The sequence below is a fragment of the Sulfuriroseicoccus oceanibius genome (assembly GCF_010681825.2).
GTDB lineage: Bacteria > Verrucomicrobiota > Verrucomicrobiia > Verrucomicrobiales > SLCJ01 > Sulfuriroseicoccus > Sulfuriroseicoccus oceanibius.
Map to the genome: position 1 here is coordinate 1,701,520 of NZ_CP066776.1, position 13,954 is coordinate 1,715,473.

General features: G+C 59.8%; 12 protein-coding genes. 4 read left to right on the forward strand and 8 right to left on the reverse strand.

Translation table 11 applies throughout. The annotated features are described in order from the left end of the window. Window positions 1-22: 22 nt before the first annotated feature. The 3 genes from can to G3M56_RS06860 are packed head-to-tail and all read right to left on the reverse strand — an operon-like array spanning window position 23 to window position 3,061. Window positions 23-694, reverse strand: coding sequence for a carbonate dehydratase (gene can / locus G3M56_RS06850; protein ID WP_164361441.1), 672 nt, complete (start codon window positions 692-694; stop codon window positions 23-25). 46 nt (window positions 695-740) lie between these two features. After that, window positions 741-1,352, reverse strand: a complete 612-nt coding sequence (locus G3M56_RS06855) for a riboflavin synthase (protein ID WP_164361443.1) — start codon at window positions 1,350-1,352, stop codon at window positions 741-743. 11 nt (window positions 1,353-1,363) lie between these two features. Next, window positions 1,364-3,061: a putative Na+/H+ antiporter gene (locus tag G3M56_RS06860; protein ID WP_164361445.1), complete on the reverse strand. Its 1,698-nt coding sequence runs from the start codon at window positions 3,059-3,061 to the stop codon at window positions 1,364-1,366. A 165-nt stretch (window positions 3,062-3,226) separates the two neighbouring features. Between G3M56_RS06860 and G3M56_RS06865 the strand changes: the two genes are divergently transcribed. Continuing rightward, window positions 3,227-4,195, forward strand: coding sequence for a hypothetical protein (locus G3M56_RS06865; protein ID WP_164361447.1), 969 nt, complete (start codon window positions 3,227-3,229; stop codon window positions 4,193-4,195). A 24-nt stretch (window positions 4,196-4,219) separates the two neighbouring features. Here the strand turns inward: G3M56_RS06865 and G3M56_RS06870 are convergent, their stop codons facing one another. Further along, the gene (locus tag G3M56_RS06870; RefSeq protein WP_164361449.1) at window positions 4,220-5,359 is read right to left on the reverse strand and encodes an OmpA family protein; all 1,140 of its coding nucleotides are present in this window, start codon (window positions 5,357-5,359) and stop codon (window positions 4,220-4,222) included. A 213-nt stretch (window positions 5,360-5,572) separates the two neighbouring features. Between G3M56_RS06870 and G3M56_RS06875 the strand changes: the two genes are divergently transcribed. Both G3M56_RS06875 and G3M56_RS06880 read left to right on the forward strand, forming a co-directional pair. Beyond that, window positions 5,573-7,159, forward strand: coding sequence for a glycine--tRNA ligase (locus G3M56_RS06875; RefSeq protein ID WP_164361451.1), 1,587 nt, complete (start codon window positions 5,573-5,575; stop codon window positions 7,157-7,159). Between the two features lie 162 nt (window positions 7,160-7,321). Beyond that, window positions 7,322-7,762: a 23S rRNA (pseudouridine(1915)-N(3))-methyltransferase RlmH gene (locus G3M56_RS06880; protein ID WP_164361453.1), complete on the forward strand. Its 441-nt coding sequence runs from the start codon at window positions 7,322-7,324 to the stop codon at window positions 7,760-7,762. Between the two features lie 453 nt (window positions 7,763-8,215). Here the strand turns inward: G3M56_RS06880 and G3M56_RS06885 are convergent, their stop codons facing one another. From G3M56_RS06885 to plsX, 4 genes are all read right to left on the reverse strand, one after another. Continuing rightward, window positions 8,216-9,049: a TatD family hydrolase gene (locus G3M56_RS06885; RefSeq protein WP_164361455.1), complete on the reverse strand. Its 834-nt coding sequence runs from the start codon at window positions 9,047-9,049 to the stop codon at window positions 8,216-8,218. Between the two features lie 94 nt (window positions 9,050-9,143). Next, on the reverse strand, window positions 9,144-10,931 hold the full coding sequence (locus G3M56_RS06890) for a POT-type proton-dependent oligopeptide transporter (RefSeq protein ID WP_235203637.1): 1,788 nt from the start codon (window positions 10,929-10,931) through the stop codon (window positions 9,144-9,146). 164 nt (window positions 10,932-11,095) lie between these two features. Further along, window positions 11,096-12,100 (reverse strand): beta-ketoacyl-ACP synthase III, encoded by a 1,005-nt coding sequence (locus G3M56_RS06895; protein WP_164361457.1) that lies wholly within the window; start codon window positions 12,098-12,100, stop codon window positions 11,096-11,098. Window positions 12,101-12,190: 90 nt separating this feature from the next. Continuing rightward, window positions 12,191-13,192, reverse strand: coding sequence for a phosphate acyltransferase PlsX (gene plsX, locus G3M56_RS06900; RefSeq protein WP_164361459.1), 1,002 nt, complete (start codon window positions 13,190-13,192; stop codon window positions 12,191-12,193). A gap of 157 nt (window positions 13,193-13,349) precedes the next feature. On the opposite strand from plsX, the gene G3M56_RS06905 reads away from it, so the two are divergent. Then, window positions 13,350-13,934: a hypothetical protein gene (locus G3M56_RS06905; protein WP_164361461.1), complete on the forward strand. Its 585-nt coding sequence runs from the start codon at window positions 13,350-13,352 to the stop codon at window positions 13,932-13,934. Window positions 13,935-13,954 lie beyond the last annotated feature (20 nt).

Genomic DNA, 13,954 nt, shown 5'->3' on the forward strand with positions numbered 1-13,954 from the left:
CCAGTGGATGGGGACGAAGAATCTACACCGAGCGCTCAAGAGGGAATGCCTTTTTGCCTGGCGCGACGGCTTCGCTGTATCCAGCGGCGACCTCATCCGCGCTCGATCCGAAGGCACCGGTGTCGCGCAAAAGTCCGTCGCGAAGGTCGTAGACCCAGCCGTGGATGGTGAGATCCTGACCGCGGGCCCAGGCGTCGGTGATGACGGTCGTTTCCGCGACGTTCATGACCTGCTCGGCAACATTGAGTTCGCACAGGCGGTCGGCGCGGTCGGTTTCGTCGGTGATTTTTTCGAGCTGCTTGGCGTGTTTTTTGCACACATCGACGACGTGGTGGAGCCAGTTGTCGACGAGGCCGTGGCGTTCGCGGTTCATCGCTGCTTTGACGCCGCCGCAGTTATAGTGGCCGACGACGATGATGTGTTTCACCTTGAGCACGTCGACGGCGAACTGAATGACCGAGAGACAGTTCAGGTCCGAGTGGACGACTTGGTTGGCGATATTGCGGTGAACGAAGAGTTCGCCGGGAAGCAGGCCGGTGATCTCGTTGGCGGGAACGCGGCTGTCAGCGCAGCCGATCCAGAGGTGTTCCGGGGCTTGTTGGGTGTAGAGCTTGGCGAAGAACTCTGGGTCGCGTCCGGTGATGCCGTCGGCCCACTGGCGGTTGTTCTTGAAAAGGTTGATCAGCGACTTCATCTGGAACCGGTCAAATCTGTAGGTGGAAATGGGAGGGGGAGAGAGCTTAGCCGACCGCAGGGGTCATGCGTGCTATCCATTTACCTACGACGTCGAACTCAACATTGATGCGTTCGCCCGGTGTGAGGCTGTGCAGGCGTGTGCGAACCCAGGTGTGGGGGATGATGAAGCAGCGCACGAGCGAGCGTTCATCATCGAGTTCCGCCGCGGTAAGCGAGATGCCATCGAGGCAGATCGATCCTTTGTCGATGACGCTGAGGATGGTTTCCTCGGGCAGTCGCAATTCGATCAGGTGGTCGTTTTCACCGGTGGGTTCGGCGCGGACGAGTTCTGCCGTGGTGTCGACGTGGCCTTGGACGATGTGTCCGCTGAGGCGTTCGCCGAGCTGCATGGCGCGCTCGAGGTTGACGATGCTGCCGGTTTTGAGGCCGCCGAGGTTGGTGACCTTCAAAGTTTGGGCGAGCAGGTCGAATGACGCGGTGTTGGCGTCGGTGTCGGTGGTGGTGACGGTCAGGCAGCAGCCGTTGACCGCGACGCTTTCACCTTCCGCCAGATCGGCGGCTTGGAATCCATCGAGAGCTACCGTGATGCGGCCGCCTCCTTCGGATGAAGTGATCGCGGTGACCGTTCCGAGTGCTTCAATGATTCCTGTGAACATAGAGGTGACGATTAGTGGGCTGCTGGCGCTTCCTGGGTGGATTCGACGTGCTGTTCGATGGCTGCCGGGTTGGCTGGCTCGTCCGAGTGAACGGTGCCGTCCAGTGCCGGTAGGATAGCGAAGCAGATATAGCAGATCGCTGTCGGGAACAAAGCGCCGAGGGCCAGGAAGAGCGGATTTATGCCTTCTTCAAAGGCCTTACCAAGAATTGACTGCCCTGCAGGGTTTGGCGCGTTGGCGATGACGGTCAATCCGCCGCCGGTCACAGCACCTGCGACCACCGCGTACTGGGCACCGGTGGAGATGCCGTCGACAGTGGATGCCAGATAGGTGATGGCTGCGTTGTCGTTGAACGCGGTGAGGACCGTGGAGCCGAGCATCAGCAAGCTATTTGGCAGGCCGAGGATGATTGGCTCGATCCACCAGCTCTGGAGGCCGCCGTGGACAATCAGGGCCGCGAGGAAGAACCCGACCAGCAATGGCGATCGCAGCGAGATGCGGTTCTGGTGGTGTTCGGTGGCGGTGACGAAGGCGAGGAAGAAGAGGAACCCACCGATGAAGAGCACCGGGTGGTGGGCGTTGAAAACGGTCCAAGCGAGGAAGCCGAGGTGCACGATGATGATCCAGGCCGGGATTGGGTCGGTACGGTCTTCCCAGCGCTCCGGGTGGATTTCGCCGTCTTCCACGCCGTCGGCGGCATCTGCCAGGCGAGTGAGCTCCGCGCGGAAGAACATGAAGTATGCGGTGTTGGAGAGAAGGATTGCGATGACTGCTTTCCACCCGAAGTCAGCCAGCATGTGAGCGGATGACCACTCCCATCCCGATGCAACCATCAGCACAGGTGGGGCTGCGAAGTTGGTCAGGGTGCCGCCTACCGAAATGTTCACAAAGAGCAAACCGAGCGTGGCGTAGGCGAAGCTCTTCTTCGGCTTCAGTTTGTAGAAGCGCTTGAGCAGGATCATGGCGCCGATGGTCATGGCGGCCGGCTCCGTGATGAACGATCCGAGAACCGGAGCGATGGTCAGCACGGCGAGCCACCACGAAGCAGGGCTGCCTTTGCCCAGGTTGGCGGCAATTTTCATCGCACCTTCGGCGAAGCGCAGCACCGGACGGCTGGCGGCAATCGCCATGATCACGATGACGAACATCGGCTCGGTGAAGTTGCGGTCCTTGTCGAGGTAGAGGGTGAAGTTGTGCCAGTCGTAGAAGTGTACGGTGGCTCCGACCAGTGCCAGCGTCCAGATGCCGAAGATGGCTTCCACTTCGCCGAGGAAATGGAGCATGGTGGCCTTGAAGCAGACGTCGTCCTTGGCGCCGATGTGTGGTTTGTCCTCGGCGGTGCGGCGGTCGCGCTTGATTTGTTCTTCGTGGTGCTGCTGAGCGACGTGGGAGAGGTGGGTGATTTTGCCCGCCATGAACGTGTGAATGATGGCGAGAAGGAAGATCAAGGTCACCGTCACGTTGAACGGAGTGGCACGCGATTTGATCACGTCGAGCATGCCCGGCTCGGATCCGTCTTCGGTGACGACTGGCTCGTATTGGTTGAGCGGAGTAGGGAAAACCGAGTACTGCGCGGGGGATGTCTCGGTGGCTGGGTAGGCAGGCTTGAGATCGCCTCCTCCACCTGCCGCTTGTGCGGTGAGTGGGGCCAACGCCATGATCACTAGGATCAGCGGGAGAACTTTGCGTGCAATCTGGTGAATTGTCATAGGGTGGTGGGGGCGTGTGCGTGGTTTGGGGTACAAGAATCTGCAAACCAAACTGAAAATGCCTTGGATTCCTTGGAAACGCGCACACTCTTGCCATGATGCTTCGCTTGTTGCAACCACTAGCGGATGGGCGGTGATTGGATTTGTTCGAATTTTTGCATGACGATGACGACACGAATGAGCATGAATGCCGGGGTGAATTGGTTACGTAGTCGCTCGGGTTTTGGTTTGGTGTGTGGTGTTTGTTTGGCGCTCACGGGGTGTGTTTCTACGGAAGGGCCTTCCGAGTCTGCGGATGGATCCATCGTGGAGAACCCGACCAACGAGGCGTCTGGCGCGGTGGGCGATGCGTTCAAGATCGATATGGAGGCGGACAACGCGGGCGTGGAGGCGGCAATCACCGAGTTTGAGCAGTTTGTGGATACCGAGGAGGGGATCACTCCGATCGACGCAGGATCTGATTTGCCCGACGTCTTGCCAGCGCTCGATGAAGACGAAGTGTCTTCGGGGAACCAGTTCGGGGAGCAAGGGGGCGCGGGCGGTTCCGGGCGGCCGGTGTGGATGAGTAGTGGCAGCGAGGCGATCCTTGCAGCGCAGAACCAGGAGTTGCCGCTACTGGTGTGGATGGCGAACTCGCGCTCCGGGGCGGCTGACCGTGCGATCCGTGACCAGGTTTTCGCAACCAATGAGTTCCGCAAGATGGCGGGCGAGCGCTTTGTTGGATTGAAGATCGATTACGGCGACCAGGAAACCCGCAACAGTAAGTACTATCAGAGCTTTAAAGATCGCTACAAACCGCGCGGCGCACCGGTGGTTCTGTTGCTTCGCGCCGATGGCACGGAGTTTGCCCGCTACCGCGGATACCGCAGTGATGCATCGGTCAAAGGTTGGTTGCAGCGGTTGGAGGCGGATCTGGAGAAGCTGAGCGAGAGCGAAGAACGCTGGATCGAGACCCTGCGGCGCAATGGATACCGCGATTGGAAAGATACGCAGGGACGCACGTTTTTTGGGCGCCTGATGAGCGTGGAAGACGACGATGTTTGGTTTATGGACCGTTACAAGCGCCGCTACGAGGTGCCGCTGCGGAGATTGTCACCAGCCGACCGAGCCGGGATCTTGAAGGCGAACCGATAGGAGGGGGAGCTTAGCTCGGACAGATCAGCGGCCGGCGGGGGTGACAGGTGTCGCGCGGCGGACCGGGGCGTCCTTTTTGACCGTTTGGATTTCCACCCGGCGGTTGGGTTGCTGGGCGTCGGCATCGCCGGTGGGCGAGACGATGGGCTTTGTTTCGCCGAGGCCGCGGGTTTGGATGCGGGCTGGGGAAATCATCAGCGCTTCGACCAGCCAGGATTTCACCGCATTGGCGCGGCGCAGGCTGAGTGCCATGTTGGATTCTTCGCTGCCGATGGTGTCGGTGTGGCCGTCGATGACGAAAAGAGTGTCTGGATTGCGGTCGATGAGCACGCCGAGCATCATGAGCGATGTTTTGGCGGTTTCGCGCAGCCGGTGTTCGCCGAAGTCGAAGAGCAGATCGGTAGGCATGTAGATGGGTTTCGATGCGTCGGTGAGTTTGCCCCCGGGGAGGTTTACCAATTGGTCGAGCGTAGCGAAGCCGTCGAGGGCGTCACCGCGGCCTTGGCGGTCGGCTGCGTTGCGGATCTGATCCATCAGGTCCTTTTGATCCGAGAGCGCGGAGTCCGAGTTGGCCAGGTTGATGGCCATCTGCTTGTCCGATGCCTCGGGGGCGTGGCTGAGGTGGGTTTCCAGTGCGTTGAGTGCATCGTCGCTGGCGGCGACGGACGTGGTTTCCAGAGAGCTGAGCGAGGCGTCGAGCACAGCGGCTGAGGCTTCTTCTGAAATGGCTGGCGCCAGGTTGGCTGGTTCTTCGAACTCGGGGGAGAACGCGATCTCGCGGTCGTCCGGGATCATTTCCTGCAGCTCGAGCAGGTCGATTTCCGCGTCGAGCGATTCGCTGTCGAGTTCTTCCTGCTCCAATTGGCTCAGGTCCATGTCCGGTGCCTGGTCTTGTTCGGCGGCGCGTTGGGAGGCATCAAGAGTCGTTTGGTCGAGCTCCACCCGTTGGACGAGTACAGGCTCATCACTGACTTTGCGGTCGCCGCGTGCGGATTGCGGGATCATCAAGTCGCCGAAGTACATGAAGAGCCCGAGGTGAACGAGAATTGAGAACACGAGCGCCACGATGATCCACCAGCGCAGTACCCGGGATTCGGGAACCCGGATGATGTCGCGCCGGCGTACGTTTTGCCAGCGGTAGGTGGATTGTGTGTCGAGTCTCAAGGCGGTAGACAGAGGTTGGGGCGGACGCTACGCGAGAATCCGCAGTGGAGTTTCACCGGGATCGCGGGTGATGTCAGTTTCCGAGGGATGGGGCGCGAATTCAAGTCGCGATCTGTGGGGCGTCGGCAATGAGATGAAGGCTTGCCATTGGCGTAGGATAGGGCAGTGTGACAGCTCGAATTTATAACCAACCTTACTCATCCCTCACATACTATGGCAGAGCGTACCAACACCGACCCCGAACGCATGGAGAAAATTGTCAGCCTGTGCAAGCGCCGTGGGTTCATTTTCCAGTCGGCCGAGATCTACGGCGGACTGAACGGATGCTGGGACTACGGTCCGCTCGGGGCTGAGTTGAAGAAGAACCTGAAGGACTACTGGTGGCGCCGCACCGTGCGCGAGCGCGACGATATCGAAGGTCTCGATGGATCAATCCTGACCCACCGTGAGGTGCTGACCGCTTCTGGTCACGTCGGCGGGTTCTCCGACCCAATGTGCGACGACCTCCTGACCAAGGAGCGATTGCGCGCCGACCAGATCGAGCCGCAGACTGGTGTGGCCTATCATTACACCGGTGCATCGTACCCGGACACCGACTGGTCGGTGGAGCGTCCTTACTCCGTGTTGATCTACCCGGATCAAAACCAGGACGAGAACAAGGCACGCAAGATTGCAAAGCAGTACTACTCGCAGTTCCTCAAGGACCAGCAGTTGTCGCCGAAGAAGATTCAGCTCGCAGGTGAGACCTCCGAGCCGGTGGAGAACACGACCCGCTACAACCCGGCCACAGGATCGTTGGTGACCGAGCCACGTGAGTTCAACCTCATGTTCAAGACCCAGATGGGCGCGTCGTCGTCGGAAGACGATCCGAACGCAGTGGCCTACCTTCGTCCGGAGACCGCGCAGACCATTTTCGTGAACTTCAAGAACGTGCTCGAGACCACGCGTCAGAAGCTGCCATTTGGTATTGCCCAGATCGGTAAGGCGTTCCGCAACGAGATCAACCCACGTAACTTCACCTTCCGCTCACGTGAGTTCGAGCAGATGGAGATCGAGTTCTTCTGCCATCCGGACGACGGCTTGCGTCTCACCGACGAGTGGCTGGAAGAGCGCATCAAGTTCTATGGCGAGATCGGGATCCCTCGTGAAAAACTTCACATCCTCGATGTGCCGGACGGTGAGCGCGCTCACTACTCGAAGAAGACCTACGACATCGAATACGAATTCCCATTTGGTATTCAGGAGCTCGAAGGGGTGGCTTATCGCACCGACTACGATCTTGGAAAACACCAGGATCACGCGGGCAAGACCATGGAGTACTTCGACGAGCAGACGAAGGAGAAGTTCATCCCACACGTGGTCGAGCCATCCGCCGGATGCGACCGCACCGTGCTCGCCATGATCTGTGAAGCCTATGACGAAGAGACGCTGACCAACGAGAAGGGCAAAGAAGAGAAGCGCACCGTGATGCACTTCGAACCACGCATCGCTCCGATCAAGGCGGCGATTTTCCCATTGCTCAAGAAGAGCGAGGAGCAAGTGCGCATCGCCCGCGAGATCGAGGCCACGCTTTCGCCGCTGATGAATGTGTTCTACGACGAAAGCGGAGCCGTGGGGCGTCGTTACCGTCGTCAGGACGAGGTCGGTACGCCATTCTGCATTACCGTCGACTTCGAGACTCTCGGTGACGAAGGTGAAGAGCTGAAGGATACCGTGACCATCCGCCACCGCGACAGCATGGAGCAGGAGCGCGTCGCCATCAGCGAGCTTCCTGTTTGGCTGATCAAGCGCACCCGATAATCGGGCGCGTAGGGCTTGATCCTTTGTCCTCGTATCTGTGGGGGCGGGGATACCACAAAAAGCACGAAAACTTTATGGGAGCTGGCGGATGTCAGCTCCCATTCCTTTTGTGGCTTTTTGTGTTTTTCGTTGCTATAAAAACCGAGCGTTTCGCATCATCCCATGAACTGGAAAGTCATCATCGCGGGGAAACCTGCACTTAAGTTTGCCAAAGACGGTGTTGCTGATTACGAGAAGCGGCTGCGTCGGTTTGCGAAGCTGGAAATCGTGACGGTCCGCGATGGCAGCCGTGAGGATGTGTCCGAGCGTTTGTTGAAGGCGAGTGAGGGATGTTTTCGTATTGCGCTGGACGAGCGGGGGGCGTCGTGGACGACGATGGACTTTGTGGAAAAGGTGAATGCCTGGGAAATGCGCGGCGTGAAGACGGTGGCGTTGTTGATCGGGGCGTCCGATGGGCACACCGAAGAGTTACGCAAATCTTGTGACCTGACCTTGTGTCTGGGAACGATGACCCTCCAGCACGAGATGGCGCTTCTGATCCTGATGGAGCAGATCTATCGGGTTTATAACATCAAAGCCGGAACGCCGTATCATAGGGTTTAAGTTTGCTAGTTTTCAGCGTTTAGTTGGCAGTTGTCGTGGTTTGGGCGTTGGAAGGAGTGGGCGGAGAAGTTTTAGGTGGTTAGGTTTTATGTTTTAGGTAGTGATCGGAGCGCCGGTCTCCAGTCCGGCCGTCAACCCCTTCCGGCGTAGCCGCATGATCCCTATGGGAGTGCAGCGAGAATCGCTGCTTTGTATCCACGGTTGGCGTTGCTGTTGTGGGGCGTGGGTACACGTTGCCAGCACCCTGTCAGGGTGCGGTATTGTCGTATTGGCGGGATCCCAGGGTGAAGTCGCCTGAGGCTCCTCTCACCCTGGGCTGGTTTGCGGCTCGCTTTCAGCGAGGAGATTGGTCGCTAGGTCGCTGCGCTCCGTTGGATTTTCAGATGTCGACAGGAATGTCGACCCTCCAGCGACGCCCGGGGCGCGGAGCCTAAATCAAAAAACCTAACTCACCTAAAACGTGCTCGGAAACCTGAAGAACCCATCCGCTACCAGATTCGTCGCGGTGGCGATTTCATCTGTCGTCAGCCCGCGCAGGTGGGCGATGGCGTCGGCGGTGTGGCGGACGAAGGCGGGTTCGTTGCGTTTGCCGCGGTGGGGTTCGGGGGCGAGGTAGGGGGCGTCGGTTTCGACCATGATGCGGTCGAGGGGGACGTGGGTGGCGGCTTGGCGCGTGTCGTGGGCGTTCTTGCCTTTGAACGACGCAATGCCGGTGAACGAGACGATGCCGTCGATCTCGAAAATTGGATCCGCGTTCTCGGTGGGCCCCAGAAAGCAGTGGAAAAGCGGACGTACTTTGCCGGCAAAGTCGCGGGCGATCTCCAATGCATCGTCGAGCGATTGTTTGCCGCTGCGGTCGCGGGTGTGGATCACGATGTTGCGGCCGGTTTGCTCGGCGATCTCAAAGTGACGGCGCAGCAGGTCGCGCTGGCGTTGGTGATAGGCTTCGTCCGTCCAGCCCTCGGGAGCGGGGTGGAAGTAGTCGAGCCCCGTCTCGCCGATGGCGACGACTTGATCCGGGTTCTGCTCGATGAGGCAGAGCAGATGCTCGTCCCAGCCGTCGGTGGTTTCGGTGACGTCGCATGGGTGGATGCCGATGCAGGCGAAAACCGTGCCGGGAAACTGCTTGGCGATCTCGATCTGGCGCGGGCAGTCGTCGGTGCTAGTGCCCAATGTCACCAATCGCGTGACTCCGGCCTCGCGAGCGTTGGCGACGAGTGATTCGAGTTCCTCTGCCGGGAACTTATGCGAGGCGAGGTGGCAGTGTGTGTCGGTGAGTGGGATCATGGAGCGGGCCTGAATATGGGAGATCGGGCCGGCACCGTAGCCTGCAGCAGGTGGGGTGGCAACAGACTACGGTTTGCTACGCGCGGCATCTGGATTATGCCTCGGCGGACGGGTGGTCGCCGGCGGGATCCTGGAGGTAGGTCTTGGGCTTGTAGGCCATTGCGAATGGAATGAAGACAATGGCCGTGCCGAGCATCAGTTTGGTGAAGAACCAGAAATAGGCGGCACCTTCGAGACGAGGCTGGCCACCGGCGAACCAAGTGGTGGTCAACGACGAGGCTTCCTTGTCCACTGAGCGCTCCATTTGTTGTTTTTTGCGTTGTTCGTAGAGCCATGTGCCCTCGCCGTATTCGTCGGCTTTGTGGACTTCGAGTGTGACTCCGAGATCCCACTGGGTGGTGGGTTCTGCGTCAGGGCCCATCGACACGATACGTGCTTGTTTGGTGTGGAGGCGCTGGTAGGTGAGTGGGTTGCCCCACGGGTCGAGTGGCAGGTTGTCGAGGGATTCCGGCAGTTCGCCCTGGGTGTCGAAATGGGTGATCACGCGTTGGGCGGCGGCTTGGAGGTCGTCGGTCACGGCCGAGACGATGACGTTGTCCTGGCGTTGCAGGTCGTCGAGAGTGCCGGCTTGTTGGTCTAACCCGATATTGGTGCCCTGGGTGTCGAACTCCGGTGTTGGAGCGGGGATGTAGATGTTGACGATGCCGGTGATGAGGTTGCCGGCAAAGACGGAAAGCAGATAGAGCGACATCACGAACGATTTGATCTTCTTCGGCGACTGCGTGTAGGCGAACTCCAAACAAACGATGGAGACCATCACTTCACCGGCGGTGAGGATGACGTAGGCGAGAATCTGCCACCAGACGCTCGGTGTGTTGCCGGCGTCGATCGACTCCTGCGCCAAAGCGGTCACAGCGAACGCAACGGCCATCAGGAAAAGACCGGCACCAATTTTGCGCAGCGGGGTGAGTGGCACGATCTTTCCGACCAACGGGTACACGCCCCAGGTGAAGAGCGGGATCAGGACGAGGATGAGGAACGGGTTGGCGGCCTGGATCTGCGATGGCAGGACGGTGATGCCGAACACATTGAGATCCATCTTCTCGGCCTGGAACACGAGGGTGCTCGCGGTTTGGTCGAACAAACACCAGAACACCGCCACGAAAAGGAACAGTGGGATCAGCTTGAACAAGGCGCTGCGACCATCGCGGCTGAAGAGCTCATCGAAGAAATGCCGGCCGTGTGGCGGGACGTGGATGAATTTGTTGCGCCCCATCCAGAAGGCGACGGTGGCCAGAGCCATCAGCACGCCGGGGATGCCGAATGCCCAGTGCGGGCCGTGCCATTTGAGGATCAATGGGATGGCGAGGTTAGAGACGACGGCGCCAAAGTTGATCGAGAGGTAGAAGATGTTGAAGATCTTGGTCAGCAGGTGGGCGTTGCCGCGCCCGAACTGATCGCCGACGTGGGCGGAGACGCAGGATTTGATGCCGCCGGCTCCGAGTGCGATCAAGCCTAGCCCGCTGAGCAGCCAGAACTGCACGACTCCGCCGATGCCCATGAAGGCGAGCGCCAGGTGGCCGAGGCAGTAGACGATGGAGAGACTGATGATGGTCTTGTATTTGCCGAGGAAGACGTCCGAGAGAATGGCTCCGAGAATGGGGGTGAAATAGACCGCGGAGTTGAAGAACGAGACGTAGGAGGTGGCTTCGGTCTCGCTCATGGACGTGCCGCCCATGACTCCGAGGTAGTTGGCGAGGAAGATGGCAAGCGCCGCCTTCATGCCGTAGAACGAGAACCGCTCGGCGGCTTCATTCGAGATGATGTACGGGATGCCGCCAGGCATCTTGGTGGTGTCGGTGGGAGTGCTGCGATAGGACACGTCTGGGAAAATGGTAAAGTTGGATCGGGCGGTGGTGCCGGCGATGGTAGGCGATGAGGGCGGGGCGATGGTAGGAAAATAAAAACGCCCGCGCAACGCGTCCCTGAAATGATTCGGGGGAGTGCGTTAACGCGGGCGTGAGAATCAAGCTCAGCGGATTGCTCTTACCACTCGATGGTAGCGGCGGCCCAGGTCAGGCCGGCGCCGAAGACGACGAGCACGATGTTGTCGCCGCGCTGGATGGCACCGGTTTTGTGGGCTTCGTCCAATGCGATGGCAACGGCGGCAGCCGATGTGTTGCCGTACTTCTGCAAGTTGACGAACATGCGCTCTTCCGGAAGGTCGAGGCGTTCGCGGATGGCTTCGATGATGCGCAGGTTGGCCTGGTGAGGGATGACCTTGGCGATGTCGCCAGGCTGGAGGCCGGCGTCGGCGATGACGTCGAGCGAGCCCTTCTTCATTGCGGTGACCGCGTGTTTGAAGACTTCACGGCCGGCCATGAAGATGGTGCCGTTTTCGGTTTCGCACGATGGATCGTCCGCGCCCGGAGCTGGTGCGGTACCTGAGCATGGCACTTTGAGGATACCTGTCTGGCGTCCGTCAGTGCCGATGCGGGTGGCGAGGATCTTGCCGGAGTCCTCGGTGCCGCGGGTGAGCACGGCAGCGCCCGCGCCGTCGCCGAAGAGCACGCAGGTGTTGCGGTCATTCCAGTTCACCAGTGACGAGAGTTTCTCCGCGCCGATGATGAGGGCGTTTTTGATCGCGCCGGCGCCGATTTGGGCGGCAGCGATGTTCATGGCGTAGAGGAATCCCGAGCAGGCTGCCGAGACGTCGTAAGCCACGGCCTTCTTCGCGCCGAGCTTCTGTTGGACGAAGCAGGCGGTGGCTGGAAATGCCATGTCTGGCGTGACGGTGCCGACGATGATCAAGTCGAGGTCGGCGGCGGTGATGCCGGCGTCTTCAAGAGCTGCCTTGGCGGCTGCCGTGGCCAGGTCGCTGGTGGCTTGGTCATCGGCGGCGATGCGGCGTTCCTTGATGCCGGTGCGGGTGGTGATCCATTCGTCCGAGGTGTCGACGAGTTTCTCCAGGTCGGCGTTGGTCAGAACTTTTTCCGGAACGTAGGATCCGGTGCCGGCCACTTGAACCGGGTAGAGGGAAATTTCAGACATGGGATTCGCTAAGTGAAATTTTGGAAAATCAGTGGGCGGCGTGATCCTGGGGATGACCGCAAACGCGGCACATCCCTACGCCATGGATGGTCACTTGCCAAGCTTGGCGAGCTCTTCTTCGATGTGCGGGTTCACGCGGTGGCTGACACTTTCGCAGGCGACACGGATGCCGTTTTTCACCGCCAGAGCGGATGACGAGCCGTGACCGATGATGCAGATGCCATTGACTCCGAGCAGCGGGCTGCCGCCGTAGCTCTCGTAGCTGCCGCGTTCCTTGACTGACTTGAAGGCGTTTTTGGCAATCAGCGCGCCAAGCATGCGCAGCGGGCTCGCTTTGATCTCCGACTTCAACCATTTGAACATGATCTTGGCCGTGCCTTCGCAGGTTTTGAGTACCACGTTGCCGGTGAATCCATCGCAGAGGATCACGTCGATGCCTTTATCAAAGATGTCGTTGCCTTCGATGTTGCCGACAAAGTTCACCGGGGCGTCCTTGAGCAATCCGAAGACTTCGCGGGTGAAATCGGTGCCTTTGTGGTCCTCTTCGCCGACTGACATCAGGCCGATCTTTGGCGACTGTACGCCGATGACGTGCTTGAGGTAGACCGAGCCCATCACCGCGTACTGAACGAGGTGCTGTGGTTTCGCGTCGACGTTGGCGCCGGCGTCGAGGATCAGTCCGAGTCCGTGTTCGGCAGGAACCGGCGAGGCGATACCCGGGCGGTCGACGCCTTTGAGCATGCGCCATTTCACCGACGTGGCGGCCACCGAGGCACCGGTGTGGCCGGCGGAGAAGACCGCTTCGGCTTCGCCCTTTTTGACCAGGTCGGCGGCGACGGTGATCGACGAATCTTTCTTCTGACGCAGCGGGGCGGTGGCGGGATCGTGCATGTCCACCACTTGGCTGGCGTGGACGATTTCAATGCGGCGGTCGCTGAGACCTGCGGCCTGCATCGCGTTCTTGAGAGTCTGTTCGTCTCCGGTGAGGAGGAGTTTGGTGATGTCCTTGCGCTCGGCAAGGGCGAGCTTTACGCCCTCAATGACATTCTTCGGGGCGAAATCTCCGCCCATTCCGTCGACAACAATATTCATAGCTAGAAAGGCTCCGTGAATGGTGGGGCAATGCGTCCGCGCCCCACGAGTTGGTAGAGTGTGCTGCAGGTTCCGCGGTGGCGCAAGTCCCTGAAATGACCGATACCCGCTCGTGGCGGTGGCACGAGTGGCTGCGCGTTGCCCTGCATTTGGCGTGATGGATGAGCCTCTTGCAGTGCTGGCTGTGTGGTGCCATGGTTCCGCCGTGAGCCCAATCAACCGCCATCCTGAAGAGGACGAGTTCGGACGTGGATCCGGAGCGCCCGAAAATAACCAACCGCGTCAGTCGTCAGGCAAGGTGCTGGCATTTTTCGCGGTGGTCATGATGGTGGTGGCCGGATTGCGCTTGGCTGATTCGATGCATCGCACCGAGGTGGAGGAATTTGTGTCGACCACCGGAGTGGGGGACTTGGAATTGTTTTCCCAGGGGGACAAAGAAGCCAACCTTGATGATCTGTGGCGCGAGGTGTGCCGCTTTGATGGCGAGCCACTCTTCCGCCGCGCTCGCAAGCCAAAGCGCTTCAACGATCTCGACATGCTGCGCGTTGGGCGTACCGACGACGGGAAGTACTGGCTCTACCAACCGGTGAGCGACAAGGAAGGGGACAAGTACAACCCGGTGCCGGATCCCGCCGAGGAAGATGGCGCGCCGACCTATTACCTGCGCACCGGCGACCAGTCGATCGACGGAAAAGGTCGCTACCTCCAGGTGGGCATGCAAAAATATCGTGCGCCAGAGTAGCCATGATCCCCATGCGCTCG

What these genes read in the sequence shown, in the direction of transcription:
- G3M56_RS06855 (WP_164361443.1), bottom strand. Translation starts at nt 1,352, where the DNA reads ATGTTCACAGGAATCATTGAAGCACTCGGAACGGTCACCGCGATCACT.
- G3M56_RS06885 (WP_164361455.1), bottom strand. Translation starts at nt 9,049, where the DNA reads ATGATCCCACTCACCGACACACACTGCCACCTCGCCTCGCATAAGTTC.
- G3M56_RS06880 (WP_164361453.1), top strand. Translation starts at nt 7,322, where the DNA reads ATGAACTGGAAAGTCATCATCGCGGGGAAACCTGCACTTAAGTTTGCC.
- G3M56_RS06895 (WP_164361457.1), bottom strand. Translation starts at nt 12,100, where the DNA reads ATGTCTGAAATTTCCCTCTACCCGGTTCAAGTGGCCGGCACCGGATCC.
- G3M56_RS06875 (WP_164361451.1), top strand. Translation starts at nt 5,573, where the DNA reads ATGGCAGAGCGTACCAACACCGACCCCGAACGCATGGAGAAAATTGTC.
- plsX (WP_164361459.1), bottom strand. Translation starts at nt 13,192, where the DNA reads ATGAATATTGTTGTCGACGGAATGGGCGGAGATTTCGCCCCGAAGAAT.
- G3M56_RS06865 (WP_164361447.1), top strand. Translation starts at nt 3,227, where the DNA reads ATGACGACACGAATGAGCATGAATGCCGGGGTGAATTGGTTACGTAGT.
- can (WP_164361441.1), bottom strand. Translation starts at nt 694, where the DNA reads ATGAAGTCGCTGATCAACCTTTTCAAGAACAACCGCCAGTGGGCCGAC.
- G3M56_RS06860 (WP_164361445.1), bottom strand. Translation starts at nt 3,061, where the DNA reads ATGACAATTCACCAGATTGCACGCAAAGTTCTCCCGCTGATCCTAGTG.
- G3M56_RS06905 (WP_164361461.1), top strand. Translation starts at nt 13,350, where the DNA reads ATGGATGAGCCTCTTGCAGTGCTGGCTGTGTGGTGCCATGGTTCCGCC.